The 26,874-nt window shown below is 73.2% G+C and carries 23 protein-coding genes and 1 tRNA gene; 6 read left to right on the top strand and 18 right to left on the bottom strand.

Annotated features, from left to right (window positions below; translation table 11 throughout):
- The first annotated feature begins 429 nt into the window (after window positions 1-429).
- Both JAV76_RS13475 and JAV76_RS13470 read left to right on the top strand, forming a co-directional pair.
- Window positions 430-1,221 (top strand): ABC transporter ATP-binding protein, encoded by a 792-nt coding sequence (locus JAV76_RS13475; RefSeq protein ID WP_198734591.1) that lies wholly within the window; start codon window positions 430-432, stop codon window positions 1,219-1,221.
- Window positions 1,221-3,818, top strand: coding sequence for an ABC transporter permease (locus JAV76_RS13470; RefSeq protein WP_198734590.1), 2,598 nt, complete (start codon window positions 1,221-1,223; stop codon window positions 3,816-3,818). Before JAV76_RS13475 ends, JAV76_RS13470 begins: the two co-directional genes overlap by 1 nt.
- A gap of 129 nt (window positions 3,819-3,947) precedes the next feature.
- Here JAV76_RS13470 and JAV76_RS13465 read toward each other — a convergent pair whose 3' ends face one another.
- Window positions 3,948-4,388: an OsmC family peroxiredoxin gene (locus tag JAV76_RS13465; RefSeq protein WP_198734589.1), complete on the bottom strand. Its 441-nt coding sequence runs from the start codon at window positions 4,386-4,388 to the stop codon at window positions 3,948-3,950.
- Between the two features lie 150 nt (window positions 4,389-4,538).
- Here JAV76_RS13465 and JAV76_RS13460 point away from each other — a divergent pair, with 150 nt between their 5' ends.
- Window positions 4,539-5,057 carry a DUF3806 domain-containing protein gene (locus JAV76_RS13460; protein WP_198734588.1) on the top strand — a complete coding sequence of 173 codons (519 nt, stop codon included), beginning with the start codon at window positions 4,539-4,541 and terminating at the stop codon, window positions 5,055-5,057.
- A gap of 115 nt (window positions 5,058-5,172) precedes the next feature.
- On the opposite strand, the gene JAV76_RS13455 is transcribed toward JAV76_RS13460, so the two are convergent.
- Both JAV76_RS13455 and JAV76_RS13450 read right to left on the bottom strand, forming a co-directional pair.
- Window positions 5,173-6,528: a hypothetical protein gene (locus tag JAV76_RS13455; RefSeq protein WP_198734587.1), complete on the bottom strand. Its 1,356-nt coding sequence runs from the start codon at window positions 6,526-6,528 to the stop codon at window positions 5,173-5,175.
- A gap of 43 nt (window positions 6,529-6,571) precedes the next feature.
- Window positions 6,572-7,117 carry an RNA polymerase sigma factor gene (locus JAV76_RS13450; protein WP_198734586.1) on the bottom strand — a complete coding sequence of 182 codons (546 nt, stop codon included), beginning with the start codon at window positions 7,115-7,117 and terminating at the stop codon, window positions 6,572-6,574.
- Window positions 7,118-7,353: 236 nt separating this feature from the next.
- On the opposite strand from JAV76_RS13450, the gene JAV76_RS13445 reads away from it, so the two are divergent.
- Window positions 7,354-8,556 (top strand): MFS transporter, encoded by a 1,203-nt coding sequence (locus JAV76_RS13445; protein WP_198734585.1) that lies wholly within the window; start codon window positions 7,354-7,356, stop codon window positions 8,554-8,556.
- On the opposite strand, the gene JAV76_RS13440 is transcribed toward JAV76_RS13445, so the two are convergent.
- From JAV76_RS13440 to tmk, 5 genes are all read right to left on the bottom strand, one after another.
- A complete protein-coding gene (locus JAV76_RS13440; RefSeq protein ID WP_198734584.1) occupies window positions 8,534-8,719 on the bottom strand; it encodes a PspC domain-containing protein in 186 nt (61 codons plus the stop codon). The genes JAV76_RS13445 and JAV76_RS13440 overlap by 23 nt on opposite strands.
- A 370-nt stretch (window positions 8,720-9,089) precedes the next feature.
- A tRNA-Thr gene (locus JAV76_RS13435) sits at window positions 9,090-9,162 on the bottom strand.
- 134 nt (window positions 9,163-9,296) lie between these two features.
- Window positions 9,297-10,925, bottom strand: a complete 1,629-nt coding sequence (locus JAV76_RS13430; protein WP_307844239.1) for an alpha/beta hydrolase — start codon at window positions 10,923-10,925, stop codon at window positions 9,297-9,299.
- Window positions 10,926-10,946: 21 nt separating this feature from the next.
- Window positions 10,947-12,083: a DNA polymerase III subunit delta' gene (locus tag JAV76_RS13425; protein WP_198734583.1), complete on the bottom strand. Its 1,137-nt coding sequence runs from the start codon at window positions 12,081-12,083 to the stop codon at window positions 10,947-10,949.
- A 1-nt stretch (window position 12,084) separates the two neighbouring features.
- On the bottom strand, window positions 12,085-12,759 hold the full coding sequence (gene tmk, locus JAV76_RS13420) for a dTMP kinase (protein ID WP_198734582.1): 675 nt from the start codon (window positions 12,757-12,759) through the stop codon (window positions 12,085-12,087).
- A gap of 66 nt (window positions 12,760-12,825) precedes the next feature.
- Here tmk and JAV76_RS13415 point away from each other — a divergent pair, with 66 nt between their 5' ends.
- The gene (locus JAV76_RS13415) at window positions 12,826-13,506 is read left to right on the top strand and encodes an HAD-IA family hydrolase (RefSeq protein WP_198734581.1); all 681 of its coding nucleotides are present in this window, start codon (window positions 12,826-12,828) and stop codon (window positions 13,504-13,506) included.
- Window positions 13,503-13,721: a hypothetical protein gene (locus JAV76_RS13410; RefSeq protein ID WP_198734580.1), complete on the top strand. Its 219-nt coding sequence runs from the start codon at window positions 13,503-13,505 to the stop codon at window positions 13,719-13,721. The genes JAV76_RS13415 and JAV76_RS13410 overlap by 4 nt, the downstream gene beginning before the upstream one ends.
- Here the strand turns inward: JAV76_RS13410 and JAV76_RS13405 are convergent.
- From JAV76_RS13405 to JAV76_RS13360, 10 genes are all read right to left on the bottom strand, one after another.
- Window positions 13,706-14,746, bottom strand: a complete 1,041-nt coding sequence (locus JAV76_RS13405) for a Gfo/Idh/MocA family protein (RefSeq protein WP_198734579.1) — start codon at window positions 14,744-14,746, stop codon at window positions 13,706-13,708. The genes JAV76_RS13410 and JAV76_RS13405 overlap by 16 nt on opposite strands.
- The gene (locus tag JAV76_RS13400) at window positions 14,743-15,819 is read right to left on the bottom strand and encodes a Gfo/Idh/MocA family protein (RefSeq protein ID WP_198734578.1); all 1,077 of its coding nucleotides are present in this window, start codon (window positions 15,817-15,819) and stop codon (window positions 14,743-14,745) included. Before JAV76_RS13400 ends, JAV76_RS13405 begins: the two co-directional genes overlap by 4 nt.
- Window positions 15,820-15,845: 26 nt before the next feature.
- Window positions 15,846-18,674 (bottom strand): type I DNA topoisomerase, encoded by a 2,829-nt coding sequence (gene topA / locus JAV76_RS13395; RefSeq protein WP_198734577.1) that lies wholly within the window; start codon window positions 18,672-18,674, stop codon window positions 15,846-15,848.
- Between the two features lie 105 nt (window positions 18,675-18,779).
- Complete coding sequence (locus JAV76_RS13390; RefSeq protein WP_307844237.1) at window positions 18,780-19,787, bottom strand: phosphatase PAP2 family protein; 1,008 nt, start codon at window positions 19,785-19,787, stop codon at window positions 18,780-18,782.
- 82 nt (window positions 19,788-19,869) lie between these two features.
- Window positions 19,870-21,441 carry a DUF7059 domain-containing protein gene (locus JAV76_RS13385; RefSeq protein ID WP_198734576.1) on the bottom strand — a complete coding sequence of 524 codons (1,572 nt, stop codon included), beginning with the start codon at window positions 21,439-21,441 and terminating at the stop codon, window positions 19,870-19,872.
- 109 nt (window positions 21,442-21,550) lie between these two features.
- A complete protein-coding gene (locus JAV76_RS13380; RefSeq protein ID WP_198734575.1) occupies window positions 21,551-21,985 on the bottom strand; it encodes a hypothetical protein in 435 nt (144 codons plus the stop codon).
- A 71-nt stretch (window positions 21,986-22,056) separates the two neighbouring features.
- The gene (locus tag JAV76_RS13375) at window positions 22,057-22,815 is read right to left on the bottom strand and encodes an endonuclease/exonuclease/phosphatase family protein (protein WP_198734574.1); all 759 of its coding nucleotides are present in this window, start codon (window positions 22,813-22,815) and stop codon (window positions 22,057-22,059) included.
- 24 nt (window positions 22,816-22,839) lie between these two features.
- A complete protein-coding gene (gene rlmC / locus JAV76_RS13370; RefSeq protein WP_198734573.1) occupies window positions 22,840-23,961 on the bottom strand; it encodes a 23S rRNA (uracil(747)-C(5))-methyltransferase RlmC in 1,122 nt (373 codons plus the stop codon).
- 55 nt (window positions 23,962-24,016) lie between these two features.
- Window positions 24,017-24,466: a hypothetical protein gene (locus tag JAV76_RS13365; protein ID WP_198734572.1), complete on the bottom strand. Its 450-nt coding sequence runs from the start codon at window positions 24,464-24,466 to the stop codon at window positions 24,017-24,019.
- Window positions 24,463-26,802 carry a sodium-translocating pyrophosphatase gene (locus JAV76_RS13360; protein ID WP_198734571.1) on the bottom strand — a complete coding sequence of 780 codons (2,340 nt, stop codon included), beginning with the start codon at window positions 26,800-26,802 and terminating at the stop codon, window positions 24,463-24,465. The genes JAV76_RS13365 and JAV76_RS13360 overlap by 4 nt, the downstream gene beginning before the upstream one ends.
- Between the last annotated feature and the right edge of the window lie 72 nt (window positions 26,803-26,874).

Genomic DNA, 26,874 nt, shown 5'->3' with positions numbered 1-26,874 from the left:
CAGAACCCAGCCACGCTCTCAAGTGAGGAAACCAACCCCGGGACCAGCCACTTCGCGCCAGCCCTCACGGGCCTCGCAGTGGTGTCTGTGCCTCCCTGTCGGGCTGACATCCAGAACATTACGCGGAGCCCGGCGAGGAATGCAAACCCGCTCCGCGTGACCCGCGCCACGCTCCCCGGGGTGCCGTCCGCCCGGTCGTCCCCCGGGTCCGCCCAGGCAAACCTCAGGGTCCGATCAGGGGTGTCCCCCATCGCCCACGCGCTGCCGGCTCCGCCAGGATGAGGTGAAGGCCCAGCGGGCTGACCTGCGGCGACACCGCCCTGGTGCACCAACCCGCCCCAAGAGCTCGAGAGCGACCGGCCGCACCCGTCGTCCCGACGGACCCACCGCGGCACCCGGCCATCCGACACGTCCCGAGAGAGAGCAGTCATGACACCCGTGAGCACAGCACCGAGCGAGCAGGCCGGAACGGCTCCTGGAACCACCACGAGCGCCATCGCGAGCGCACGTGGTCTCGAGAAGACCTACGGCAAGGGCGGCACCGCCGTCCGCGCCCTGGCCGGCGTCGACGTCGACTTCGCGCGCGGCGAGTTCACCGCCATCATGGGCCCGTCCGGCTCCGGGAAGTCGACGCTCATGCACTGCATGGCGGGCCTCGACACCCCGACGGCGGGCACCGTGGTCGTCGACGGGCTCACCGTGAGCAGCATGAGCCAGCGCCAGCTCACCAAGCTGCGCCGCACCCAGCTCGGGTTCATCTTCCAGGCGTTCAACCTCGTGCCCACCCTCACCGCCGCCGAGAACATCACGCTCCCCCTCGACATCGCACGCAAGCCCGTCGACCAGGCCCACCTCGCCGCCGTCGTCAAGGCCGTCGGGCTCGCAGACCGCCTCGGCCACCGTCCGTCGGAGCTCTCCGGCGGGCAGCAGCAGCGCGTCGCCTGCGCGCGGGCCCTCGTCTCCCGGCCGTCCGTCGTCTTCGCGGACGAACCCACCGGCAACCTCGACTCCACGTCGTCCCGCGAGGTGCTGAGCTTCCTCCGCACGTCCGTCGACGAGCTCGGGCAGAGCGTCGTCATGGTCACCCACGACCCCGTCGCCGCGAGCCACGCCCACCGGGTCCTCTTCCTCGCCGACGGCGAGATCGTCGCCGAGGTGACCCAGCCGACGCCCGACTCCGTCCTCGAGGTCCTCTCCTCGCTCAGCCGCCAGGCCCTCTGATGCTCCGGGTAGCGCTCCGCAACGTCCGCGCGCACCTCGTGCGCCTCGGCCTCTCCATCCTCGCCGTCGTCCTCGGCGTCTCCTTCGTCTCCGGGACCTTCTCGCTCCGGGAGATGCTCTCCTCGACCTTCACCGGCATCGTCGACGCCGGGTACCAGGCCGACGCGTACCTCCGCGGGGCGGAGGGCGGCACGCATACCACCCAGGAGGGCGCCTCCGCAGGCGACGTCCGCACCCCCGTCCCCGCCGCGCTCGCTGAGACCGCGGCCGCGCTCGACGAGGTGGACCACGCGTTCGCCGACGTCACCGGGCCCATCGTCGTCGTCGGGGAGGACGGCACCGCCGTCACGTCCGCCGCCGGCGCCCCCAGCTTCGCCCTCGCCTGGTACGCCGACGACCCCACCCTCACCCTCACCGAGGGGCGCGCACCCAGCGGAGCCGACGAGTTCGCGCTCGAGACCGCGAGCGCCGAGAGCACAGGGCTCGACGTCGGGGACACCACCACCCTCGTCGTCGGGGGGCAGATCACCGAGGCGACCCTCACCGGCATCGCCGACATGGGCACCGCGCTGGCCGGGGCCACCGTCGTGCTCCTCGACCCGGAGACCGCGACGGAGGTCTACGCGCCCGACGGCCTCGTGGAGTCCGTCTCCGTCTACGCGGCTGCCGGCGTGTCCGAGACGGAGCTCGTCGCGCTCCTCGACGACGCCCTCGCCGCCGAGGGCACGGCGGGCGTCGAGACCGTCACCGGTGACGCGCTGCGCACGGAGGCGCGCACGGACATCGAGTCCCAGCTCGGGTTCGTGGAGACGTTCCTCCTCGTCTTCGCAGGGATCTCGCTCTTCGTCGGCGGCTTCATCATCGCCAACACGTTCGCGATGACCGTGCGCCAGCGGCAGCGGGAGTTCGCGCTCCTGCGTGCCGTCGGGGCGTCCCCCCTGCAGGTGTTCGCGTCGATCCTCGTGCAGGCCGCCGTCGTGGGGCTGGTCGGGGGCGCCCTCGGTGTCGCCGGGGGGCTCGGGCTCGTCACCGCGCTCAAGGCGCTCTTCGAGTCCATGGGCATGGACCTCGCCGGCGACGTGCCGGTCACCACGCAGATGGTCGTCGTGTCCCTGGTGGTCGGGCTCGTCGTGAGCGTCGTCTCCGCGGCGCTGCCCGCCCGCCGCGCGGCGCTCGTGCCTCCCGTGGAGGCCATGCGCGACGAGTCGCCCGGCCAGGCCCGTTCCCTGCGGGTGCGGGGCGTCCTCGGTCTCGTGGTCGCCGGGGCCGGGACGGGAGCGGTGGTCGCCGCGGTCGTCCGCGCCGCAGGTGATGACGCGGCGTCCACCGGGCCGTTGCTCGGGGCGGGCGCGGTCGGGGTGGTCCTCGGGGTCCTGCTGCTCGCCCCCGTCATGGCCCGCGCCGTCCTCGGCGTCCTCGCAGCACCGTTCGTCCTCGCGCTCAAGCCTGTCGGTCGGCTCGCCCGCGGGAACGTCACCCGCAACCCGCGCCGCACCGCGAGCACCGCGAGCGCCCTCATGATCGGGATGGCGCTCGTCGGTGCGGCGTCGGTCCTCGCGGCGTCGACGCAGGCCTCGTTGAGCAGCAGCATCCGATCGGAGGCCATCGCGGACCTCGTGGTCCAGTCGGCGACGTTCGTCGTCCCCGCGGGGGCGGTCACGGAGATCGGAGAGCTCCCCGAGGTGGGAGCCGTCGACACGGTGACGGTGGGACGGGCCACGATCACCGAGGCCGGGCAGGCGCAGGATGCCGACGCGGCGTCGGCGACCGAGCCCTCCTACGTCGTCGGGCTGACGGACGGCACCTTCGGGCGGAGCCTGACGGGTCCCACCATCGACGGTGACGTCGACACCCTCACCGACGGGATGCTCGCCGTCCGGACCGACGAGGCCGACGAGAACGGGTGGGCGGTGGGCGACGAGCTCACGCTCACGTCGCAGTCGGGCACCGTCACCGCGCCGGTGGGGGCCGTCATCGACTCCGAGACGCTCGGGACACCCGTGGTCATGTCGGAGGACCTGCTCCTGGTCATCGAGCCCAAGGCGCAGGAGCAGGTCGAGACCGTCCTCCTCACCGCCGCCGACGGGGTCGACGTCGCCGACCTCAAGGAAGCCGTCACGGGAGCCGCGGCACCGTACGTGATCCTCACCGTGCTCGACGAGGACGAGTTCGTGTCGCAGATCGCGGCCGAGGTCGACCAGGTGCTCGTCATCCTCTACGCGCTGCTGGCGCTGTCGATCGTCATCGCGATCCTCGGGATCGTCAACACGCTCGCGCTGTCCGTCATCGAGCGGACCCGGGAGATCGGGCTCATGCGCGCCGTAGGCCTCGGCAGGCTGCAGCTCGCCGCGACCATCACCGTCGAGTCGGTCCTCACGGCCGTGTTCGGGACCGTCGTGGGCCTCGGGGTGGGGGTCGCCCTCGCGGCCGGTATGCCCACGGTCTTCGCCGAGGTCGGGTTCAACACCCTCGTGATCCCCTGGGGAGAGCTGGCCCTCATGCTGGGCATCGCCGTCGCCGTCGGGGTGCTCGCCGCACTGTGGCCCGCGGTCCGCGCAGCCCGGCTGCCCGTGCTCGACGCCGTGACGGTCGACTGAGCACCGCTACCGCGGCGGCGCCCTCCGCCACCGCGGTAGCGGGCATCGAACGCAGGGAGGCTCCCCGGTCCGCGGACCGGGGAGCCTCCCTGCGTTCTGTCGAGCCCTGCGCCCGTGATGGCGCGGACGTCAGCTCTCGAGCGACGCGTCCAGCGAGATCGTCGTGCCCGTGAGCGCCTTGGACACGGGGCACGTGGCCTTCGCGTCCTCAGCGGCCTTGAGGAAACCCGCCTCGTCCAGACCCTCGACCTCGCCACGGACCTTCAGGGCGATCGAGGAGATCTGGAACCCGCCGGCCGGGTCGGGCTCGAGGGTCACGTCCGCGGAGACCTCGAGGGCGACCGGCGTGCCGCCCGCCTCACCGATGAGAGCGGACAGCTGCATCGCGTAGCAGGAGGAGTGCGCGGCCGCGACGAGCTCCTCGGGGCTCGTGGTGCCCCCCGCCTCGTCGGCAGCGCGCTTGGGGAACGACACGTCGTACGTGCCGACCTTCGAGCTCGACAGCTCGACCTGGCCGCCGCCCTCGGCGAGCGTCCCATTCCATGCGGTGCGAGCACTACGAACAGCCATGACTGGTCCTCGATTCGTCGTCCGGGTAGGTCGTCTCCGACGGTAGCGGAAACCGCACCCCGCGGCCGGTCGAGCGGCACCGGACGCGGTAGCGGGTGAAAGACGAGGTTTCCCCTCAACACGGACACCACCGCGTCCGATGAGGAGGGCATGAAGCTCTCTGCACGCGCGACGCTGACCGGTCGCATCGACACCGCTGCCGTCAGAGAACGCACCGCGATCGCCGAGGAGGGGCACGTGGACCTCCGCACACCCAGCCCGGTGGAGCTCGTCTGGATGGAAGAGCTGCGGGTGCACCTACGCGCCCCCGGCGTCGACCTCACCTCGGTGGCGGCCGTCTCCGACCTCTTCGACGAGTACTGCGCCGCCTGGCACGCCGCACCCGAGGGCGAGCGCTGGAACCCCAACTACGTCATCACCGCGCTCGGGGTCGCCCTCGGCGACACCCTCCTCGCCCGCTCCCCCGGGGCGCACTGGCAGGTCGCCGTCGACGCCCGCATCACCACCGTCGCCGTCCGCAACGACCTGTGCCACAGCACCGTGTTCCCCGTCGACGCCGTCGCACGCCGCTGGATCTCGTGCGAGCTCGGCTGGATGGACCGCTTCGTCGAGGAGACCACGACCTCCCTGCACCTCAGCCTCGCCCGCGACGTCCCCGGACGCGGCTGACCCACGAACCGCGCGACCCCCCTCCCGCGCGCTGAACCGCGCGATCCCCCTCCCGCGCGCAGCACGACGACGGGCCCGGACCTCCACGGTCCGGGCCCGTCGTCGTGCCCCGGCGTCACATGGGCGACATGTCCAGGTGGTCCTCCGTGAGGGCCAGGACGGTCCACACGGAGCCGTCGTCGGCCGTGAGCTCGTAGGCCGGGACCAGCAGGGTGGCACCGTCCGCCTGCGTGGTCACGAGCGACGTGAGGGTCGCACCGGTGATGGTCACCGTCGACACCGGCCACCGGACCGTGAGACCAGGGGTCGGGGCGGGCGGCAGCGTGGGGACGGCCGACGGGTCCGTCGGGTCCACCGGGGCGGGGAGGGTGCTCGCGGACGCGCCGTCCTCCTCGGAGAAGGGCTCCACCTCGGACAACCCGGGCTCCAGAGCCGGGTCGAGCATCTCCGGGACCGCATCCGCGCGGTAGGCGATCACGTCGCCGTTCATGCCGCCGAACCGCGGGTCCATGAGCCGGTCGACCGCCGTGCGGGCCCCGACCACGGCGTAGTCACCCAGGTCGACGACCGGGGCGAGCTGGCCGCTCACCGAGTAGAAGCCGTCGGCGGTGACCGTCGCGTCCCACGTGAGGCCCGTGCGTCGGCCGTCCACCAGGCGGTGCGCGACGACGTACGTCGCCGCGTCCTCCGTCCCGTAGTCCGGGACCTCCGTCTCGAAGTCGGCCGGATCGGCGCCCAGCTGCGTCATCAGGGCGTGGAGGGTGGCGACCGCGCTGTCGGCGCCCGGAGCAGACGCCGGGTCCGCGCCCTCCCGCCACGGGTCCAGCGCCGTGTTCGTGAAGTAGAAGCTCGACCGGCTGTCCGGGGAGAGCTGGACGAACGAGCCCGTGTAGTCCTGCGGGCCCACGTGCCACGTCCCCTCGACCATCTCCGGGCCGCCCGTGACGCCCAGCGCGGCCGCGAGCGCCGCCACGGTCTCCTCCGTGAAGGTGCTGGTCGGGTCGAAGCCCCACGCCTTCGCGGTGCCCGCGTCGTCGGGGAGACCCGCGGACTCGAAGACGGTGCGGCCGCCCCAGGGGAGCATGGTGCGGTCCGCCGTCGCGCTCTCCATGGTGCTCGCACCGACGGGTCCGCCTGGACCGGGCAGCGACTCCGCGGTGGAGGCCGGGGTCTCGGCCTGCGCCGCGGGGGGCGGGGTGTCGTCCTGCTGGCCGAGGGCGAAGCCTCCGAGCCCGACGGCGACCACTCCGGCCGAGGCCGCCGCCACCTGCAGCCACCGGGCGGGACGACGGCGGGCTCGCTCAGCGGTGAGGTCCGTCGGGGTCCGGGGGGCGGTGGGGGCGTCGGGCATCCTGGCGCGCAGCGCGTCGAGGTCGGGCTCGACGCCCGCCGCCGGGTCCGCGGCCGTCAGACGGTCGAAGGCCGCGTCCTCAGGAGAGGTGCGGGGGGTCGGCTTCTCCGGTGTGCTCATGGTCGCCTCCAGGTGCGGGTGATGGTGCGCTGTCCTGCCCTGTCTATGTGGCGGACGGGCCGGGTCTTGCACCCTGCGTCGCGCCTCCGGGTGCCTCCCACGCCTCGCGGAGGCGACGGCGGGCCCGGGAGAGCGCCGTGTCCGCCGCGGAGCGGGACGTGCCCAGCACCTCGGCGAGCGCCTCGCCCCGCAACCCTTCCCACGCGGCGAGGAGGAGGACCTCCCTGTCCTTGGCGGAGAGGGTGGCGAACGCCTCGCGGACCTCGAGGTCGTCGAGGACCACGTGCTCGACGGACGCCGCGCCGTCGTCCGGTTCCGGGACCGTCTCCACCGGTGTGGGGCGCCCCTTGCGGTGGTGGTTGGCGACGACGAAGCCCGCCGTCCGGTACAGCCACGCGAGCTCGTGGCCGTCGGGCACCGCGTCGCGGCGGCGCCAGGCCGTCGTGAGGACGTCGGCGGTGAGGTCCTCCGCCTCGACGGACCCGGCACGTCGGACGACGAACCGGAGCACGGCGCCGGCGTGCTCGCGGAAGAGGTCGTCGAACCACGCCTCGTCGCGCTCCGTGGGCGGGTGGTCGGTGTGTGTCACGACTGCTCCTGACGTCGCCGGGTGTCACGCACGACGTGCGCCGGGCGCGGAGACGCCCCTACCCCCCTGTGTGCTCACCGTCACGGATCTTGCACGACGGCATGCCGCGGTCGGCACCATCGCCGGCAGGCGTCCCGGCTAGCCTGGCAGGACGGGACGTCGAGGTGCCGTGACACGCCCACGACACGCCGCCCGGCCCCACCGCACGGCGTCCGTCCACCACCTGGAGGCCACCCGTGCGGACCCGCACCTTCGGGGCAGGGACCCTGCTCCTCGCCGCAGTGCTCGTCTACGCGCTCACCCTCCGCGGCCCCGTGGTGGCCCTCGCGCCCGTCGTCGACGACGTGGCGCGCGGACTGGGCGTGGGTCCGGAGAGCGTCGGGCTGCTCACCGGCGTGCCCGTCCTGTGCTTCGCGCTCGCCGCGCCGCTCGCCTCGCTCCTGCTCGCCCAGGCCGGCATCGAACGCGCCGTGGGCATCTCGCTGGTCGGTGTCCTCGCCGGGACCGTGCTGCGGTCCGTGGGCGGGTTCGAGACCGCCGTGGCGGCCACCGCGATCATCGGCGTGTCCATCACCGTGGGGAACGTGGCCGTGCCCGTGCTCATCGGGCGCGACTTCCCCCGCACCTCAGGGATGGCGACCGGTCTCTACACGGCGGCGCTCAACCTCGGGTCCGTCCTCACGACGCTCCTCACCGCGCCGCTCGCGTCCGTGGTGGGGTGGCGGTGGGCGCTCGCCACGTGGGGGTCGGTGGCCGTCGTCGCGCTCGTGCTCTGGCGGCGCGCCGTCGCCGGGCGCCCGTCCGAGCCGGTGCGGCTCGTCGGTGCCGCACGCCCCGGCGACGGGCACGACGAGCGACCCGTGTGGCGGCGCCCCGTGCTGTGGTGCCTGGTGGGCATGTTCTCCGGGCAGGCGTTCTCCTACTACGCGGTCACCACGTGGCTGCCCACGATCCTCGCCGACCTCGGCGGCATGACCGTCGCCGGCGCGGGCGGGGCCGCGTCGCTGTTCCAGCTCGCCGGGATGGTCGGCGGCGTCGGCGTGCCGCTGCTCGTCGCGCGGCGGCTCTCCCTGCGGGCCGTGTTCGCCGGACTGAGCGTCCTGTGGCTCTCGCTGCCCGCCGGGCTGCTCGTCGCTCCCGAGCTCTGGCCCCTGTGGGCGCTGCTCGCCGGCGTGGCGCAAGGCGGGAACTTCACCGTCGTCTTCACGCTCGTGGTGCACCACTCCCGCGACCAGGTCGACTCACGGCGCATGTCCGCCGTCGTCCAGGGCGTCGGGTACTCCGCCGCGGCCGCGGGCCCGTCGCTGCTCGGTGCGGTGCACACCGCGACCGACGGCTGGACCGTCCCCCTCGTCGTCGTGCTCGGCGCGCTCACCGTGATGACGGTCAGCGGGTTCGCAGCGGCGTCGCTCCCCCTCAGACGGCGTCGCGGGGCATGATCACCCACAGGATGAGGTACGCGAGGACCTGCGGTCCGGGCAGCAGGCAGGACACGACGGCCAGGACACGGACGGTCGTGGGGGTCGTGTTGAAACGGCGGGCCAGGCCGGCGCAGACGCCGGCGATCATCGCGCCGTGGCGGGGGCGGGTGAGTGTGCTCATGCACCGACCGTAGGCCCTGCGCCTGCCCGCGTGCATCGGGGGATCCCCCGATATCGACCCTGAGCGGGCCGGAAGCTCAGCGCGCGCCGTCCGCTGCCAAGCCCCCTCCGCAGCGAACGGCGCGCCTCGCACCACCCGGCTGCGTCGTCCGCGCCAGGGAGCACTGAGAGGAGAGTATGTCGCGCACAGCCCCCGTGTCGATCCCGACTCCTCGTCAGATTCGCAGGATCCTGCGGGAGATCGGGGTGCTCGCGGGTGATTTTTCACCCGCTCCCCAGAGCACCGGACCGTGGGGTGGCGCACGCTGGGAACCACAACGACGAAGGCCCGGCACCAGCGGATCGCTGGTGCCGGGCCTCTCGTGCTGCGGAGCCGCCTATCAGAATCGAACTGATGACCTTCTCATTACGAGTGAGACGCTCTACCGACTGAGCTAAGGCGGCCGGCTTCTCCTGGGTCTGGAGCGAGTCACTGACCCAAGGGAAGAACCGCGCCTACTGTACCGACCAGATGGCCGACTTACCAAAGCGAGCGACCGCGCCCGGTGTGTGAGGCCGGTCACCAGGCCGCCCGGGCGTCAGCAGGTGAGTCCCTCTGCGGGCACCGTCCCGTCGACGAAGTACTCGTCGACCGCGTCGAGGATGCAGTCGTTCGACACGCCGTACGCGGTGTGCCCCTCGCCCTCGTACGTCACGAGGACCCCGGACTCGAGCTGCTCGGCCAGGCCCTGGGCCCACACGTACGGCGTCGCCGGGTCGTTCGTGGTCCCGATGACGACGATGGGGTCCGCACCGGTGGCCGCGAGGTCGTACTCCTTCTCCACGACCGGGAAGGGCCAGTCCGCGCACCCGAGGCCGCCGTAACCGAAGAACTCGCCCATGGTGGGCGCCGCGGCGACGATCTCCGCGTACTCCGCGTCCATGGTGGCGCGGTCGCTGGACCCGCGGTCGTCGAGGCAGTTGATGGCCCGGAACGCCTCGCCCTGGTTGTCGAGGTAGGTACCGTCCGAGTCGCGCGAGTTGTACGAGTCCGCGCTGTCGAGCAGCTCCGACCCGTCGCCCGCGTCGATCGCCGAGGTGAGGGCGCTCGTGAGCGTCCCCCACAGCTGCTGGGAGTACAGGGGCTGGGCGATCCCGTAGAACGCGAGGGTCTGGGTGAGCACGCGACCGTCCGGGTCGTCCGTGGGCAGCGGGTTGGCGAACGTCGAGTCGAGGAGCGTCTTCACCTGGGCCATGCCCTCGTCGACGCTGCCCGTGAGGGGGCACCCCGTGCCGCCCTGGCAGTCCTCCACGTACGCGCGCAGGGCGTTCTCGAAGCCCACGGCCTGCTGCAGCGACTGCTCGTGCGGCGTGAGCCGCAGGTCGATCGCCCCGTCGAGGACCATCCGGCCCACCTTCTCCGGGTAGAGGCCCGCGTACGTGGCACCCAGCTGGGTGCCGTACGAGTAGCCCAGGTAGTTGAGCTTCTCGTCGCCCACGACGTACCGGATGACGTCCATGTCGCGAGCTGCGCTCTGCGTGTCCACCTCACCGAGGACCTCACCGGTGTTCGTCAGGCACTTCGCACCGAACTCCGCCGCGTCGGCCGCCATCTCCGCGAGGCCGGCGTCGTCCAGGGGGTACGTCTTGGCGTAGTAGACGTCCTTCTCCTCGTCGGTGAGGCATGTCACCGCGCTCGACTCGCCGACGCCGCGCGGGTCGAAGCCCAGCACGTCATAGCTCTCGAGCAGCGGGTCGCCCCAGATCAGGGGGACATACTCGACGAACTCGATGCCCGACCCGCCCGGACCACCCGGGTTGAGCAGGACGGTGCCCATGCTCGTCCCCTCCGCGAGGTGCCGCTTGGCGCCGATCGTGATGGACCCGCGCGTCGGGTCGTCCCAGTCGAGGGGCACGAGGATGTCGGCGCACTCGAAGGACCCGCAGCTCGTCCAGTCCACCTCCTGCTCGTAGAACTCCACCAGGTCCGCGGGGATGTCCTCGTCCGGGCGGTCCACCGGCTCGTCCGTGGGTGCGTCCGACGTCGTCTCGAGACCCGACTGGACCTTCGGCTCGGGCGACGCGCACCCAGCGAGCACCAGGGCCGCACCGAGCACGACGGCCGTCGCCCGCAGCGCACGGCGGGGCGTCCGGCCGTCGTCCTGCGCGGGGGTGGACGGAGGGACGACGGTCGACGCGCTCAGGCGGTCAGGGGAAGGAGTGCTCACGGGACAAAAGTAGTCCACCGATCACCCCTGCGGTCGAAGAGCCACCGCCATCGCCTCGAGCGCGAGCACCGGCGAGACGTTCCCCGCGAGCCGAGTGCGGGCCACACCGATGGCATCCATGCGTCGCACCGTCTGCTCGGCCGTCGACTCCTCGGCGAGCGATCGCACCGTCTCGTCGAGCTCCACGTTCACGAGGTCCACGTCCGCCCCGAGCTGCACCACGAGGACGTCGCGGTACAGGGACAGGAGGTCGAGCATGGACCGGTCGAGGACGTCACGCTGACGGCGCGTGGCGCGGCGCTTCTGGTCGTCCTCGAGCTGCTTGACCTGCGAGCGCAGCGACGGCGGCAGGGTCTGCCCGGCCTCGGCGCCGAGCGAGCGGAGGAGCTCGGCCTTCTCGGTGGCGTCGCGCTCCTCCGTGGCGGCCTTCGCCTCGGCCTGGGCGACCTCGACGAGCTCACCCGCGGCGACCACCGCGTCGGGCACCCCGCGGATGCGGCGGGCGATCGCGAGGACCGACGTCCGGCGCTGGCGCGCGCCGGCGTCACGGGCGAGGCGGCGCGCGAGGCCGATGTGGGACTGGGCGGCGCGCGCGCACGCCTGGGCGACGTCGGGATCGACGCCGTCGCGCGAGACGAGGAGGGCCGCGACCGCGTCGACGGGCGGCACGCGGAGCGACACGGCGCGGCACCGGGACCGGATGGTCACCATGACGTCCTGCGGGCTCGGGGCGCACAGGAGCCACACGGTGCGCGGCGGCGGTTCCTCGATGGCCTTGAGGAGGACGTTGGTGGTGCGTTCCGCCATGCGGTCGGCGTCCTCGACGAGGACGACGCGGAAGCGACCCTGCGAGGGCGCCCGGGAGGCGACCTCGATGAGGGACCGGACCTCGTCGATGGCGATGGTGACCTTCTCCGTGGCGACGACCGTGAGGTCGGCGTGGGTGCCGGCGAGGGTGGTCGTGCACGCCTGGCAGCGCCCGCACCCGCCCTCGACGCACTGGAGGGCCGCGGCGAACGCCCGGGCGGCGTTGGACCGACCGGAGCCGGGCGGGCCGGTGAGGAGCCACGCGTGCGTCATGGCCGACGGGTCGGCGACGGCCGCGCGGAGCGTCGCGACGGCCGACTCCTGGCCGACGACCTCGTCCCAGACGGACACGTCAGCCCACCTCGTCGGACAGGGGCTCGCCAGGGAGCGGGACTCCCGTGAGGCCGAGCCGCTCGGCGACCGCGGCGCAGACCGCGGCGTGGATGCTGTCGACCGTGCCGGACGCGTCGAGGACCACCCAGCGTGCCGGGTCCTGGGCGGCGCGGTCGAGGTACGCCTGCCGGGTGCGCCGGTGGAACTCGTCGCCCGCCCGCTCCAGGCGGTCCGGTGCCGCGGTGAGTCGTGAGGCGCCGACCGTGGGGTCGAGGTCGAGGAGGACCGTCGCGTCGGGCAGGAGGCCGTCGGTCGCCCACAGGGAGAGGTTCTCGACCTCGTCGACGGACAGCGTCCTGCCGCCGGCCTGGTAGGCGACGGAGGAGTCGAGGTACCGGTCGGTGATGACGACGTCGCCGCGCTCCAGTGCGGGCCGCACGAGGGACGCGACGTGGTGGGCGCGGTCGGCCGCGTAGAGGAGCGCCTCGGTGCGCGGGTCCATGTCCTGGCCGTGGAGGATCTCGCGGCGCAGCACGAGGCCGAGGTCGGTGCCGCCGGGCTCGCGGGTCCGGACCACGTCCCGCCCGGTGACGCGGGCCAACCACTCGCCGAGGAGGCGGGACTGGGTGGTCTTGCCCACCCCGTCGCCACCCTCGAAGGACACGAAGAAGCCGTCGGTACCGTGGGAAGTCACGGGGGCAACCCTAGCCGCGCGCCACGACACGAGCGGCGCGGGCCGGGACTGGCCTACCGTGGAGGCATGCTCACCCCCGCCACGGCCTTCGAGGGCCGCACCTTCGACGCGATCCTCTTCGACATGGACGGCACGCTCATCAGCTCGATCGCAGCCGTCGACCGGAGCTGGGCACGGTGGGCCGGGGAGTACGGCTACGACCCCGAGACGTTCCGCATCTCGCACGGCACGCCCGCGCGGTCGCTCGTCGAGGAGCTCGTGGCACCCGAGCGCGTCGAGGAGGCCGTGGCCCGCATCATGGAGATCGAGCTCTCCGACACGACGGGCGTCGAGCTCCTGGCCGGCGTCACCGACCTCCTCGCGTCGCTCCCGGCGGAGCGCCACGCCATCGTCACGTCGTGCACGCACGACCTCGCGATCGCCCGCATCGAGGCAGCCGGGATCACAGTCCCACCCGTCGTCGTCACGGCCGACGACGTGACCCGCGGCAAGCCCGCCCCGGAGCCCTTCGTCCTCGGCGCCCGGCGCCTCGGCGTGGACCCCGTACGGTGCCTCGTCGTCGAGGACGCACCCGCCGGGCTCGCGTCGGCGCGGGCCGCCGGGTGCGCCACGCTCGCCGTCGACGGCACGCACGACCTCGCCGACCTCGACGCCGACGCGCACGCCGCGGGGCTCGCCGACGTGCGGGTGGTCGTCGAGGCCGACGGCACGCTCCGGATCACCGATGCAACCGGGCGGGCCGCATGAGCACCCGCAAGACGTGGGGCATGCGTCTCACCGAGAAGCTCCTGCCGATCTTCGGTCCCGCCCAGGTGGGCAGCACCGCGAGCCCCGTGCGCTCCGCGAACGACGCAGAGCGGGAGCGCGACGCGACGCTCCGCACCGGGCTGCGGCGCGTCGTCGGTCCCGACGGCCGCAGCTACGTCGTCAGCGCGGACGACGACGGTCACTCCCCCGGGTAGACCACCCCGACCTGGGCGCGCACGTCGTCCATGATCTCCATGAGCGCCAGGGTCTGGTCGAGCGTCATCCGGGGGCTCTCGGTGAGCCCCTCGGCGATGCAGCGGGCGACCTCCGCGGCCTCGTACTGCTTGCCCTCCGTGAACGGCACGCCGTCCTCGTCGCGCGGCCTGCCGTCGAGCTCCGACACCGTCCCGTCCGCGGTGGTCACCGTGAACGTCGTCGGCACGAAGTACTCGGCTGCCACGTCGATCCGGCCCTCGGTGCCGATGATGGTCGCGACCGACGGGGACGCCGCCCGCACCGACGTGGTGAGCACCGCGAGGGCGTCGTGCCGGTACCGCAGGGAGAGGACGTCGTGGACGTCGACGCCCGTGGGGGCGAGGAGCGCCGTGGCACGGACCTCGTCGGGCGTGCCGAGGAGGTCCACGACGAACGACAACGGGTAGATGCCGAGGTCGAGGAGGACACCGCCGGCGAGGGCCGGGTCGTACATGCGATGGGTGGCGTCGTACGGGCTCTGCACGTCGAACCCGGCACGGACCTCCCGCACCTCACCGATGTCGCCCCGGGCGAGGACCTCACGGAGCGCGGCGACGTGCGGCAGGTGGCGCGTCATCATCGCCTCCATGCAGAACACGCCCGCGGTGCGCGCCGCCTCCACCACGCGACGGGCCTCCGCCGCGTTGCGCGTGAAGGCCTTCTCGACGAGGACGTGCTTGCCGGCACCGATGGCGAGCAGGGCATGGTCGCAGTGGTGCGAGTGGGGTGTGGCGACGTACACGGCGTCGACGTCCGGGTCCGTGACGAGCTCCTCGTAGGAGCCGTACGCGCGCGGCACGTGGTGGTCCGCGGCGAACTTCGACGCCTTGTGGATGTCCCGCGACCCCACGGCGATGACCTCGCCCTGCGTGTACCGCGTGACGGCGTCGACGAACGACCCACCGATGTACCCCGCACCGAGGACCCCCCACCGGAGCGGGGGCGCCTCCCGGGGGTCCGGGACGGCGTCGGGCACGACGCTCACCGGGACTCCTGCTCGCCCGGGTACGTCACGCCCACCTGGCGCCGCACCTCGTCCATGGTGCGCATCACCTCGAGGGTGCCGTCCCACGTCATGCGCGGGGACTGCGTGTCCCCCGCGGTGATCCGCCGGGCAACCTCCGCCGCCTCGAACTCGAGGCCCTTGACCGCCGGGCGCTCGTAGGTGCGGACCGAGCCGTCGAAGCCGACGACACGGAACGACGTCGGGGCGTAGAAGGCGCCCTCGACCTCGATGCGCCCGAGGGTCCCCGAGATGGTCGCGGTGGTGGGGGTGCGCGACCACAGGGTGGTGTGCAGGAGGGCCTGGGCGCCCGACGCGTAGTCGAGGACCATGGAGATCTGCCCGTCGACGTCCGTCTCGGTGAGCTGCCCGACGGCCGTGACGCTCTCGGGGACCCCGAGGATGTCGTGGGCGAACGACACCGGGTAGACACCCAGGTCGAGGAGCGCGCCGCCGGCGAGGTCACGGTCGTAGAGGCGGTGCGTCGGGTCGAGGGGGAACAGCTGGCCGTGGTCGGCGACGAGCGACACGACGTCGCCGATCTCGCCGCGGGCGAGCGCGGCGCGCAGTGCCGCGACGTGCGGCAGGAACCTCGTCCACATGGCCTCCATGACGAAGACCCCGGCCTCGCGGGCGGCGGCGAGGACCTCCTCGGCCTCGCCCGCGTTGCGCGTGAAGGCCTTCTCGACGAGGACGTGCTTGCCCGCGCGGATCGCGAGGAGCGCGTGGTCGCGGTGGTGGGAGTGCGGGGTCGCGACGTACACGGCGTCGACGTCCGGGTCGGCGACGAGCGCCTCGTAGGTGTCGTGGACGTGGACGGTCGCCGCGTCGGGACCGAGGTTCGCGTCGGCGAAGGCCTTGGCCCGCGCCGAGTCGCGCGACCCGACGGCCGCCACGCGTGACGCGGTCTCGGTCGTCACCGCGCGGGCGAACGTGCCGGCGATGCCCCCGGCGCCGAGCACGCCCCAGCGGATCGCCGGGGCCTCGAGGGGAGACGGGACGAGGCCGGACAGGTCGGTGGACGTGCTGGACTGGGCGACGGTGCTCGGTGTCATGGCACCACGCTAGCCGACCCGACCTGCTAGGACTCGGTGGTCTTCTTCGTGGTCGTCTTCTTCGCGGCGGGCTTCTTGGCCGGGGTCTTCTTGGCGGGTGCCTTCTTCGCGGTCGACGCCCTCGTGGTCTTCTTCACCGGGCCCTTGGCCCGCTTCTCCGCGAGGAGCTCCACGGCCTGCTCGTGGGTGATCGCCTCGATGGTGACGTCCTTGGGCAGCGTCCGGTTGGTGGTGCCGTCCGTGACGTACGCCCCGAAGCGGCCGTCCTTGATGACGATGGGCTTGCCCGACGTCGGGTCCTCGCCGAGCTCCTTGAGAGGCGGTGCCGCCGTGGCGCCGCGTCCCCTCTTGGGCTGCGCGTAGATGGCGAGGGCCTCCTCGAGGGTGACCGTGAACATGGCCTCCTCGCTGGGCAGGGTGCGGGAGTCCGTGCCGCGCTTGAGGTACGGGCCGTAGCGGCCGTTCTGCGCCGTGATCTCGGTACCCGTCTCGGGGTCCGTGCCGACCACGCGCGGGAGCGACAGGAGCTGCAGGGCGTCGTCGAGGGTCACCGTCTGCAGCGACATGGTCTTGAGCAGCGACGCGGTGCGCGGCTTGGGCAGCGCGGCCTTGGCGCGCTTCAGGGCGGCCGCCGAGAGGCCCTCCTCGAACTCGGGCTCCGGCAGCAGCTCCGTGACGTACGGGCCGTAGCGCCCCGCCTTGGCGACGATGGTCGTCCCCGTGGACGGGTCCTCGCCGAGGACGATGTCACCGTCGCCCTGGGTCTCGAGGAGCTCGCGGGCCTTCGCGACCGTGAGCTCGTCGGGCGCGACGTCGTCGGGCACCGACGCCCGGGGCGGGTTCTGGCCCTCCTCGACCTCCGCGGCCGTGTCCTCGATGTACGGCCCGTACCGGCCCACGCGCAGCGTGATGCCCTCGCCGATGGCCACCGAGTTGATCTCGCGGGCGTCGATGTCGCCGAGGTCCTCGACGAGCTGCCGCAGCCCCTCGCCCACCACGCCGTCGCTGTCTACCCCGAAGTAGAACTGGGTGAGCCACTGGACGCGCTCCTTGGAGCCCGCGGCGATCGCGTCGAGGTCGGCCTCCATGCCGGCGGTGAAGTCGTAGTCGATGAGCTGGCCGAAGTGCTCCTCCAGCAGCCGGATCACGGCGAACGCCAACCAGCTGGGCACGAGGGCCTGACCGCGGTTGAGGACGTACCCGCGGTCCTGGATGACGGAGATCGTCGACGCGTACGTGGACGGCCGGCCGATGCCGCGCTCCTCGAGGGCCTTCACGAGGCTCGCCTCCGTGTAGCGCGGGGGTGCGGACGTCGAGTGGCCGTCGGCGTGCAGGTCGCGGGCGTCGAGGGCGTCGCCCTCGGCCATCTGCGGGAGGCGCACGTCGCCCGGCTTCTTCGCCTTCGCGGCGTCCTCCGAGCCCTCCTCGTAGCGCTCGGTGTCCCGGCCCTCCTCGTACGCCGCGAGGAACCCGCGGAACGTGATGACCGTGCCCGACGCGGCGAACACGGCGTCCGTGGTGCCCCCGGCGGCGACGTCGCCGATGGTCGGGGCGCCCGAGGGCAGCGTGCCCGTCACGCCGAGGCGCACCGAGGCCGTCGAGCCCCGGGCGTCGGCCATCTGCGACGCGACGGTGCGCTTCCAGATGAGCTCGTACAGCTTGAACTGGTCGCCGCTGATCTCCTTGGAGACCTGCGCGGGCGTGCGGAACGAGTCCCCCGCCGGGCGGATCGCCTCGTGGGCCTCCTGCGCACCCTTGTTCTTCGACGTGTAGACCCGCGGGGACCCCGGCACGAACTCCGGGCCGTAGAGCTCCGCGGCCTGGCGGCGCGCGGCGTCGGTCGCCTGCGCCGACAGCGACGGCGAGTCGGTCCGCATGTACGTGATGTAGCCGTTCTCGTACAACGACTGCGCGGTGCGCATGGCCTGGCGGGAGCTCATGCGGAGCTTGCGCGACGCCTCCTGCTGGAGGGTGGACGTCGTGAAGGGCGCGGCCGGCTTGCGCGTGTACGGCTTGGTGTCGAGGCTGCGCACCGCACCGGGCCGGTCGGCGAGGGCCGTGACGAGAGCCCTCGCCGCGGCCTCGTCGAGCTGCACGACGCCCTGCGGCGCCTTGAGGCGGCCGGAGTCGTCGAAGTCTCGTCCGGAGGCGACGCGCGCGCCGTCGACCTGGACGAGGCGCGCCGTGAACCACTCACCCGCGTCGTCCCCGGCGACCGTCGTGAATTCACCCGACACGTCCCAGTAGTCGGCCGCCACGAAGGCCATCCGCTCGCGCTCGCGCTCCACCACGAGGCGCGTCGCGACGGACTGCACGCGCCCCGCGGACAGGCCCTGGCGGACCTTGCGCCACAGCACGGGCGACACCTCGTAGCCGTAGAGACGGTCGAGGATGCGGCGGGTCTCCTGGGCGTCGACGAGGCGGTCGTCGAGCTCGCGGGTGTTCTCGAGCGCACGGTTGATGGCCTCGCGGGTGATCTCGTGGAACACCATGCGCTTCACGGGGACCTTGGGCTTGAGCTCCTGGAGCAGGTGCCACGCGATGGCCTCGCCCTCGCGGTCCTCGTCGGTCGCGAGGTAGAGCTCGTCCGCGCTCTTCAGCGCCTTCTTGAGCTCCGCGACCTTCTTCTTCTTGTCCGCGTAGACCTCGTAGTAGGGCTCGAAGTCGCCGTCGACGTCGACGGCGAAACGGCCGAACGGGCCCTTCTTCATCTCGACCGGGAGCTCGGACGGCTGGGGCAGGTCGCGGATGTGCCCGACGCTCGCCTCGACCTCGTAGTCGTCGCCGAGGTAACCGGCGATCGTGCGCGCCTTGGCGGGCGACTCCACGATGACGAGCTTGCGACCAGCGGACATTCAGAGGCCTGCTTCCGTGACGGGTGCGGATCGTGGACGGTCGTTCAAGTGGTCCGACTCGGCAGCCTACGGCCTGTCCGCGGCGGCGTCACACCGGAAACGCCGTCACCGGGGGTCCGCGACGGCCTGCCGGAGCGCGAGGAGGACCGCGACGAGGACCGCCGTCACGGCCACCACCCCGCACGCCCCGCCGAGGTACGCGATGAGCTCCGTGCGGTGCGTCGTGGCCACTCCCGTCTCGATGACGTCGGCCGTGCGGGCGAGGGCCCAGGCGGCCACGGCACCGGTCGCGACGGCGGCGACGGCGAGGAGGGTGACGACCCACCGTGTCGCGGAGACGCCGTCGGTGGGGTGCACCGGCTTGTTGCGGACCGGGTCGAGCGTCGAGCTCGTTGCGAAGGCGCTCACCGCCGCACCCCAGAACAGGACGACGCACAGGCCGGCGATGACGTCGCTCGGACGGTGCCACTGGCCGACGAGGGTGGAGATGCCCGTGGCGGCCGTGTAGGCCGCCCCGAGGATCGCGGCGGCCGCACGGCCCCGGCGGGGCAGGGTGAGGACGAGCGCCACGGACACCGAGGCGGCCACCGTGGTGTGCCCGCTCGGCAGGGAGTTCCCGAAGTCGCTGAAGCCCAGGCGGGGACGGTCGAGGACGAACTTCTTGAGCACCTGCGTGGTGAGGTTGGCGCCGAGCACGAGGACGGCCACCTGGATGGCGAGCGGCCAGCGACGCCGGATGAGGGCGATGCCCATCGCGACGCTCACCCCGACGACCACGAAACCGACCGAGACGACGTCGAGGACGGGCTCCGCGAGCCGCCACAGCTCGGTGCGCCCGTGCTCGGCCCCCTGGAAGGCGAGGTCGTCGAGCTGCTGACCGAGGAGGGTCGCCACGAAGAACCGCCAGGTGGCCACGACGCCGAGCGCGCCCGCGAGCGCCGCCACGAGGCAGGAGGCCCGGAGGAACCAGCCCACGCGGCGGGCACCGCGGCCCGTGTGTGCGGTCGTCGTCGCGGGGCGCGTGGCGGGTCGCGACTGCTCGCCGTCGGACCACAACCAGTGTCCTGGCTGGTCACCGGCGGTGCGGGAGCGCGGGAAGGGGTCGGTCGTCACGGGGCAACGGTATGCCAGGAGTGTGCGGATCCGAAGGAGGCGTCGTCGACAGGACGGGTGGATGGTGGTGCGGGTGGGGGGCTCAGGTCGCTGGGACGAGGAACCCGTCGCGCACCAGGCCGCGGACCGCGGGCAGGAGCTCGGCGGCGAGGTCCGCGGAGCCCACGTCGAGGAGCGACGCGAGGGCACCGACGATCCGCCCCACGGCCAGCTCGCCGTCGCACGCCCCGACGAGGGCGGCGAGCCCCGTCGACGCCTGCACCCCGCGGCCGAGCCCGTCGCCCTGGCGGACGACGACGACGTTCGGGTCGCTCGCACCGGGCGTGTGGTACCGCTCCTCGGAGACGTCAGCGGCGACCAGGAGGTGGGCGGCGGCGAGCGCGGCGTCGTCGCGGGCCTCGAGCCAGTCGTGGGCGGCGAGGCTCGCGGCGAGGTGTGCGCCGAGGGGCTGGCGCACGGAGCCGGTGTGCTCCTCGAGACGGCGCAGGGAGGGTGCGCGGCCGTCGGCGGGGCGGCGGAGGGTGACGATGCCGAAGCCGACGGCCTCGACGTCGCGGGACGCGAAGTCGTCGAGCCACGCCCCGTACGCGTGCGCCCACCCGGCGGGCTCGCGCTCCGGGGTGGTGCCGCCGTCGCGGATCCACGTCTCGGCGTACTCGGCCGGGTCCTGCACCTCTCGCTGGATCACCCACGCGTCGAGGCCGGTGCCGTCGAGCCACGCGCCGACGCGGTCGCGCCAGTCCTCGCCGCGGCGGTGCTCCCAGTTGCCGAGGAGCTGCGCGACGCCGCCGGGGGCGAGGTGGGTGCCGACGCCGGTGACGAGGTCGCGGACCAGGTCGTCGCCGGAGCGGCCGCCGTCGCGGTACTCGTACGCGGGGAGACCGCCCTGACCGTCGGCGCCCCCCTCGCCCCCGGCGGCGCGCGGGGTGATGACGAACGGCGGGTTGGAGACGACGAGGTCGAACTCCTCGCCGGCGACGGGCTCGAGCATGGACCCGTGGCGCAGGTCCAGCGCGGTGCCGTGGAGGGCGGCGTTGAAGCGGGCGAAGCCCAGCGCTCGCCGCGAGATGTCGGTGCCGACGACGTGGTCGCCGTGCCGGGCGGCGTGGAGCGCCTGGATGCCGCAGCCGGTGCCGAGGTCGAGGACGCGCTCGCGGTGCTCGCGGACGGTCACCTGGGCGAGGGTGGTCGAGGCGCCGCCGGCGCCGAGGACGTGGTCGGCGGCGAGGCGGCGGCCGGTGGCGAGCTCCCCGAGGTCGGAGGCGAGCCACCAGGTGACGGGGCCTGCGGCGTCGACGGCCGCGTAGGGGCGTAGGTCGACGAGGGCGCGGACGGTGTCGTCGGGCGCCGCGCCGGAGCGTTCGACGAGCCCGAGGGCCTGGGCGCCGTCGGTGCCGAGCGTCGGCAGGGCTGCGTCGAGGGACGCCACGGGGACGGGGGCGCCGAGGACGAGGAGGCGCGCGAGGACGGCCCTCGGGTCCTGGGGTGCGCCGGCGGTGGCACGGAGGGCGGGCAGGGCGTTCTCGCGGTGCAGGGCCGCGGCGGCGAGGGGGCCGAGGACGTCCTCGACGCCGTCGACGGTGTAGCCGCTGCGGTGGAGGTCCGCCCGCAGGCGGTCGACGAGCCCGGGGTCCGCGGACGGTGTGTTCGACATGGTTCCCATGATCGCGCACCCGGGAGCGGCCTCCGGGATCGCGACGACGGCCGGGACGCGGACGAGGCCGCACCCGTGGGGTGCGGCCTCGTCGGTGGAGCGGCTCGGGTCACTCGGCGGCCGAGCACTCCTCCTCGATGAACGCGTCGACGTTGTCGCTCGCCTCGTTGACGCCCTCGGTGTCGATCTTCTCCATGGCGGCGGTCATCTCCTCCGCCTGCTCGGGGTCGGTGAAGTCGAGGCCCTCCATCGCTCCGTACATCTCGTCCATCGCGCCGGAGAGGGTCTCCCAGTCGTCCTCGATGTCGCTCGGCGGCTCGATGTTCTGGACCTCCTCGCGGGCGTCCGCGACGGCCGCGTCGACCGCGTCGCTGTCCGTGTAGTCGAGGTCCTCGAGGAACCCGGCGGACTGGACGGACTCCACGTCCGCGCAGAAGGCCTCGAGGTCGCCGCCGCCGCCCCCGCACCCGGTGAGGAGGGTCGCGACGAGGACCGCGGCACCGGAGGCGGCCGCGAAGGTCTTGCGGTTCGTGTGGGTTGTCATGCGCTCATCCTCCGGCCCCGTGGTGCGGTGCTGCAACCGGGTGCCACGGGGAGGACTCCCCACCGTCCCGGTCAGGACATGACGCGCAGGTGGGCCAGGAGTGGCAGGTGGTCGCTCCCCCTCCGGGCTGCGTCGCTGGTCACGACCCCGACGGCCTCCACGGCCACGGCGCTCCCGACGAGCACGGCGTCGATGCGTCGGCGCGGGTTCGCGACCGAGAACGTCACCTCGTCCGTGGCGGCCCCGGCGTCGCGCAGGCGGGTCCCGAGCGTCTGCCAGCTGGGACCGTCGGGCGTCTCGTTGAGGTCGCCCGCGACGACGCACCGCTCCGCACCGAGGCGGTCGACGACGTCGAGGAGCCGGGCGCAGTGGTCGGCCCGCTCACGGGCGTCGAGGCCCAGGTGGACGCTGAGGACGACCACGTCACCGAGGTCGACGAGGGCGTACCCGCGGCGGGTGGGCCACACGAGGCGCGCGCGGCGGTACCACCACCTCCACGGCAGCGGGCGGCCCACGGCGCGCACGACGCGCGCCTCCGTCCCGGGCGAGACGAGGACGGCAGTCGTGAAGGAGCCGAACGGCCCGCCTCCGGGGACGACGCAGCGCATCCCCGCACGGGCGGCGAGCCGGCGCATGCGTCGACGACCCGTGGGGTGCCGGGTGGCCTCCTGGACGGCGACGACGTCGGCCCCCGAGGCGCGCAGGACGTCGACGACGGCGTCCTCGTCGACCTTGAGCTCCTTGATGTTGTAGCTGAGCACGCGCAACGGGCGGCTGGGCTCGGGCTCGGGCTCGGCCGCAGGGGTGGTCGCGGGGTCCTGTGCCGTCATGCGCCTCACCCTAGGTCCGGCCTGTCAGGCCCGCTCGAGGAGCGTGAGGACCTCGGAGTGCGTGGTCTGCGGGAACATGTCGAGCACCTGGGCCCGTCGCGGGCGCAGCGAGGGCATGGCGGCCAGGTCGCGCGCGAGGGACCCGGCGTGACAGCTCGAGTAGACGACGTGCTCCACGGACGACTCCTCGAGCCACCGGCTGAGCTCGGGGCCGATGCCCCGCCGGGGCGGGTTGACGACGACGAGCTCCGGCGCCGCGGGAGCGCCCAGCGCGAAGACCGTCGCGTCGCCCGCCTCGAACACCGCACCGTGCCCGGCCTCCGCGGCCGAGAGGCGCGCGCTGGCCACGGCCTCCGCGCTCGTCTCGATGCCCACGACTTCGCGGCCGGGCTCCGCGCAGTGCAGGGCGAACCCGCCCACCCCGCAGTACAGGTCCCACACGGACGACGGGGACCGCTCCCCCACCCACGCGCGCGCCTGGCGGTACAGGGCTGCGGCGACGTCGGTGTTCGTCTGGAAGAAGCTCTGGGGACGCAGGTGGAGGTCGACGTCGTTGACCCGCATCCGCAGGGTCTGCGCCTCGGTCAGCACGATCTCCCGGTCGCCCTCGACGACGGCGCGGTGCTCGGGGAGGAGGTTCACGGACACGACGCGCAGCGTGGGCAGCGCGTCGTGGAGGGTGGGCAGGTGCTTGCGGATGCGCGTCACCGGCTCCTGGGAGCGGGTGACGAACCGCAGCATGAGCTCTCCGTCGGGCGACTCGGTGAGCAGGAGGTTCTTCAGCTCACCACGCCGCGAGGGGACGTCGTACGGGGCGAGGCGGGCGGCGCCCACGAAGTCCGCGAGCGCGGGCAGCGCCGCCTGGATGCCGGGCGTGTGCAGGCCGCAGCCACGGAGGTCCACCCCGTGACCGGTGGCGTCGAGGATCCCGAGGGTGGGATTTGCGGTGGTGCCGCCGACGACCATCTTGGCCTTGTTGCGGAACCCGGCCTCGGGGCTCGCCACGGGCGGCAGCCACTCGAGGTCGTCAGGGTCCCCGAGCTGCGTCTGCGCGTGCCGCTGCTTTCCGGTGAGCTGGACGGCGTAGGGCTGCTCGATCAGCGTGCACGACCCGCAGCGCTGCGCCTCGTGGTACGAGCAGTGCATGCCTCGAGTCTAGGTGCCGGGGCGAGGCCGTCCGGCTCCCCCGTCCCGGCAGGCGTCAGGTGGTGGAGGTGGGGCGGGCCTCGTGACCGGGGCGGCCGTTCGTGCGGTTGCGTTCCTTCATCTGCGCCTCGTAGACGTGGCGCCGTCCGTCGAGGACCTCGTCGCGCACGGTCTGCTCCCACCCGCGGAACGTGGACCAGTAGGAGTCGTCGTAGTCCTCGACCACCTGGAACGTCCACCGGCCGTCGATGACGTTGCGGCCCACGAGGTCCGCGCGGACGCGCTCGGCGAGGTCGGCGTGCCCGGCGGCCTCGAGCTGGTCGAGGGCGTCGGCGAGCTCGTTGTCGGCACGACCGGTGAGGCGGTGGAAGGCGTAGAGCATGCCGCGGGCGTGCTCGACGACCTCGAGGGCGGCGGTGATCTTGCCGACGGCCTCGACGGCGGCGTCGCTCACGCCGTCGGGCACCTGGTGCTCTGCGTCCGGGGCGTCGTTCGGGTGCGTCATGGGTCCATCGTGGTGCGCGGCCCCGGGCCTCGCACGTCGGGAGCGGCGCCCGCCCCGGCGAGGGGCTCGTCGTCGGCCCCGGCGTCGATGCGGGCCACGCGCAACCGGCTGAGGACGATCGCGGCGACGGCGATCCCGGCGGCGACGACGGCGATGCCGATGCGCAGGACGTGGTTCGCGTCGTCGGGGACGCTCATGGCGACCACCGCCGGGGCCACGAGGACGGCGACGAGGTTCATGACCTTGATGAGCGGGTTGATGGCGGGGCCTGCGGTGTCCTTGAAGGGGTCGCCGACGGTGTCGCCGATGACGACGGCCTCGTGGGCGGGCGACCCCTTGCCGCCGTGGCGGCCGTCCTCGACGATCTTCTTCGCGTTGTCCCACGAGCCGCCCGAGTTGGCGAGGAACACGGCCATGAGCACGCCCGCCCCGATGGCACCGGCGAGGAAGCCCGCGAGAGGACCCACGCCGAGGCCGAACCCCACGGCGATGGGCGCGAAGGCCGCGAGGAGACCGGGGGTGGCGAGCTCGCGCAGCGAGTCGCGGGTGCAGATGTCCACGACGCGCCCGTACTCGGGACGCTCGTCGTACGTCATGATGCCCGGGTGCTCCCGGAACTGGCGGCGCACCTCGAGGACGATGGCGCCCGCCGCCCGGGTCACGGCGTCGATGGCGAGGCCGGAGAACAGGAAGACGGTGGCGGCGCCGAGGATGACGCCCACGAGGGTGACGGGCGAGATGATCTCGAAGCTGAGCATCGAGGCGACGATGCCGCTGGGGGCGGCGCGCTCGCCGACGTCGTGCAGGGCCTCGTTCACGGCGTCGGCGTACGACCCGAAGAGCGCCGTCGCGGCGAGGACCGCGGTGGCGATGGCGATTCCCTTGGTGATGGCCTTGGTCGTGTTGCCGACGGCGTCGAGGTCGGTGAGGACCTGCGCCCCGGCGTCGTCGACGTCGCCCGACATCTCCGCGATCCCCTGGGCGTTGTCGGACACCGGACCGAAGGTGTCCATGGCGACGATGACGCCGACGGTGGTGAGCAGCCCGCACCCGGCGAGGGCTACGAGGAACAACGACAGCCACACGGACCCGCCCGCGAGGAGGAACGCCCCGCAGATGGTGGCGGCGATGATGCCCGACGTGTACACGGCGGACTCGAACCCCACCCCGATGCCGGAGAGGACGACGGTCGCGGCACCGGTGCGCGACGTGGCGGCGACGTGCAGGGTGGGCTTGGACGTGGTCCCCGTGAAGTAGCCGGTGACCCAGAGGATCACCCCGGCGAGGACGACACCGAGGACCACGGCGAGGCTGGCGACGAGGCGCGGGTCGCTGCCGACGTCCCCCAGGTCCGCCGTCCCGGGGGACTCCGCGAACGTCGCGGGCAGGTAGAGGTAGGCGGCGACGGCGGCGAGCACCGCGCCGAGGAGCGCGGAGAGGTAGAAGCCGCGGTAGATGGCCCGCAGGCCGCTCTCCGTGCCCCGCACCCGGGTGATGGCGACGCCCACGACGGCGACCACGGCCCCGACGGCGGTGACGATCAGCGGGAACACGAGGCCCTGCTCGCCCATGGTGGCGCGCCCGAGGATGAGCGCGGCGACGAGCATCACGGCGTACGACTCGAAGAGGTCGGCGGCCATACCCGCGCAGTCGCCCACGTTGTCGCCGACGTTGTCGGCGATGGTCGCGGCGTTCCGGGGGTCGTCCTCGGGGATGCCCTGCTCGACCTTGCCCACGAGGTCGGCGCCCACGTCGGCGGCCTTGGTGAAGATGCCGCCACCGACCCGCATGAACATCGCGAGGAGGGCTGCGCCGAAACCGAAGCCCTCGAGGACGGCGGGCGCGTCGGCCCGGAAGAGGAGGACGACGCCGGCCGCACCGAGGAGCCCCAGGCCGACCACGCACATGCCGACCACTCCCCCGGTGCGGAACGCGATGCGCGCTCCCTCCGCGCGCGCGCCGGGCCGCAGCGCGGAGGCGGCGACGCGGACGTTCGCGCGGACGGCGAGCCACATGCCGAGGTACCCGATGGCGGCGGAGAAGCCGGCGCCGACGAGGAAGGCGACGGAGCGTCCGACGCGGACGCCCGTGTCGCCGGGGAGCAGGAAGAGGAGCCCGAACACGACGACCGCGAAGAGCGCGAGGGTGCGGAACTGTCTGCTGAGGTACGCCGACGCACCCTCCTGGATGGCGAGGGCGATGGTCTGCATCGCGGTGGTGCCCTCGTCGGCGGCGAGCACCTGGCGGCGCAGGACGACCGCGACGACGAGGCAGAGCGCCCCCACTGCGGCGATGACGCTGACGATGACGACGCTGGTGGTTCCGAGCTCGAGCATCCGTCCTCCTTGACGACTGCGAGAGACGACGTCGTAGTGACGTACGTCACACGGCGTCGTGAGGTGTCCGGC

This window comes from Sanguibacter suaedae, assembly GCF_016342785.1.
In the GTDB taxonomy this organism is placed as follows: domain Bacteria; phylum Actinomycetota; class Actinomycetes; order Actinomycetales; family Cellulomonadaceae; genus Sanguibacter; species Sanguibacter suaedae.
This window is presented reverse-complemented; position numbering and strand designations above follow the sequence as displayed.

Bases quoted from the DNA above. Each gene is read 5' to 3' on its own strand.
- rlmC (WP_198734573.1), bottom strand. From the start codon at position 23,961: ATGCACTGCTCGTACCACGAGGCGCAGCGCTGCGGGTCGTGCACGCTG.
- JAV76_RS13415 (WP_198734581.1), top strand. From the start codon at position 12,826: ATGCTCACCCCCGCCACGGCCTTCGAGGGCCGCACCTTCGACGCGATC.
- JAV76_RS13465 (WP_198734589.1), bottom strand. From the start codon at position 4,388: ATGGCTGTTCGTAGTGCTCGCACCGCATGGAATGGGACGCTCGCCGAG.
- topA (WP_198734577.1), bottom strand. From the start codon at position 18,674: ATGTCCGCTGGTCGCAAGCTCGTCATCGTGGAGTCGCCCGCCAAGGCG.
- JAV76_RS13365 (WP_198734572.1), bottom strand. From the start codon at position 24,466: ATGACGCACCCGAACGACGCCCCGGACGCAGAGCACCAGGTGCCCGAC.
- JAV76_RS13470 (WP_198734590.1), top strand. From the start codon at position 1,221: ATGCTCCGGGTAGCGCTCCGCAACGTCCGCGCGCACCTCGTGCGCCTC.
- JAV76_RS13460 (WP_198734588.1), top strand. From the start codon at position 4,539: ATGAAGCTCTCTGCACGCGCGACGCTGACCGGTCGCATCGACACCGCT.
- JAV76_RS13475 (WP_198734591.1), top strand. From the start codon at position 430: ATGACACCCGTGAGCACAGCACCGAGCGAGCAGGCCGGAACGGCTCCT.
- JAV76_RS13400 (WP_198734578.1), bottom strand. From the start codon at position 15,819: ATGACACCGAGCACCGTCGCCCAGTCCAGCACGTCCACCGACCTGTCC.
- JAV76_RS13385 (WP_198734576.1), bottom strand. From the start codon at position 21,441: ATGTCGAACACACCGTCCGCGGACCCCGGGCTCGTCGACCGCCTGCGG.
- JAV76_RS13440 (WP_198734584.1), bottom strand. From the start codon at position 8,719: ATGAGCACACTCACCCGCCCCCGCCACGGCGCGATGATCGCCGGCGTC.
- JAV76_RS13410 (WP_198734580.1), top strand. From the start codon at position 13,503: ATGAGCACCCGCAAGACGTGGGGCATGCGTCTCACCGAGAAGCTCCTG.
- JAV76_RS13455 (WP_198734587.1), bottom strand. From the start codon at position 6,528: ATGAGCACACCGGAGAAGCCGACCCCCCGCACCTCTCCTGAGGACGCG.
- JAV76_RS13360 (WP_198734571.1), bottom strand. From the start codon at position 26,802: ATGCTCGAGCTCGGAACCACCAGCGTCGTCATCGTCAGCGTCATCGCC.
- JAV76_RS13375 (WP_198734574.1), bottom strand. From the start codon at position 22,815: ATGACGGCACAGGACCCCGCGACCACCCCTGCGGCCGAGCCCGAGCCC.
- JAV76_RS13380 (WP_198734575.1), bottom strand. From the start codon at position 21,985: ATGACAACCCACACGAACCGCAAGACCTTCGCGGCCGCCTCCGGTGCC.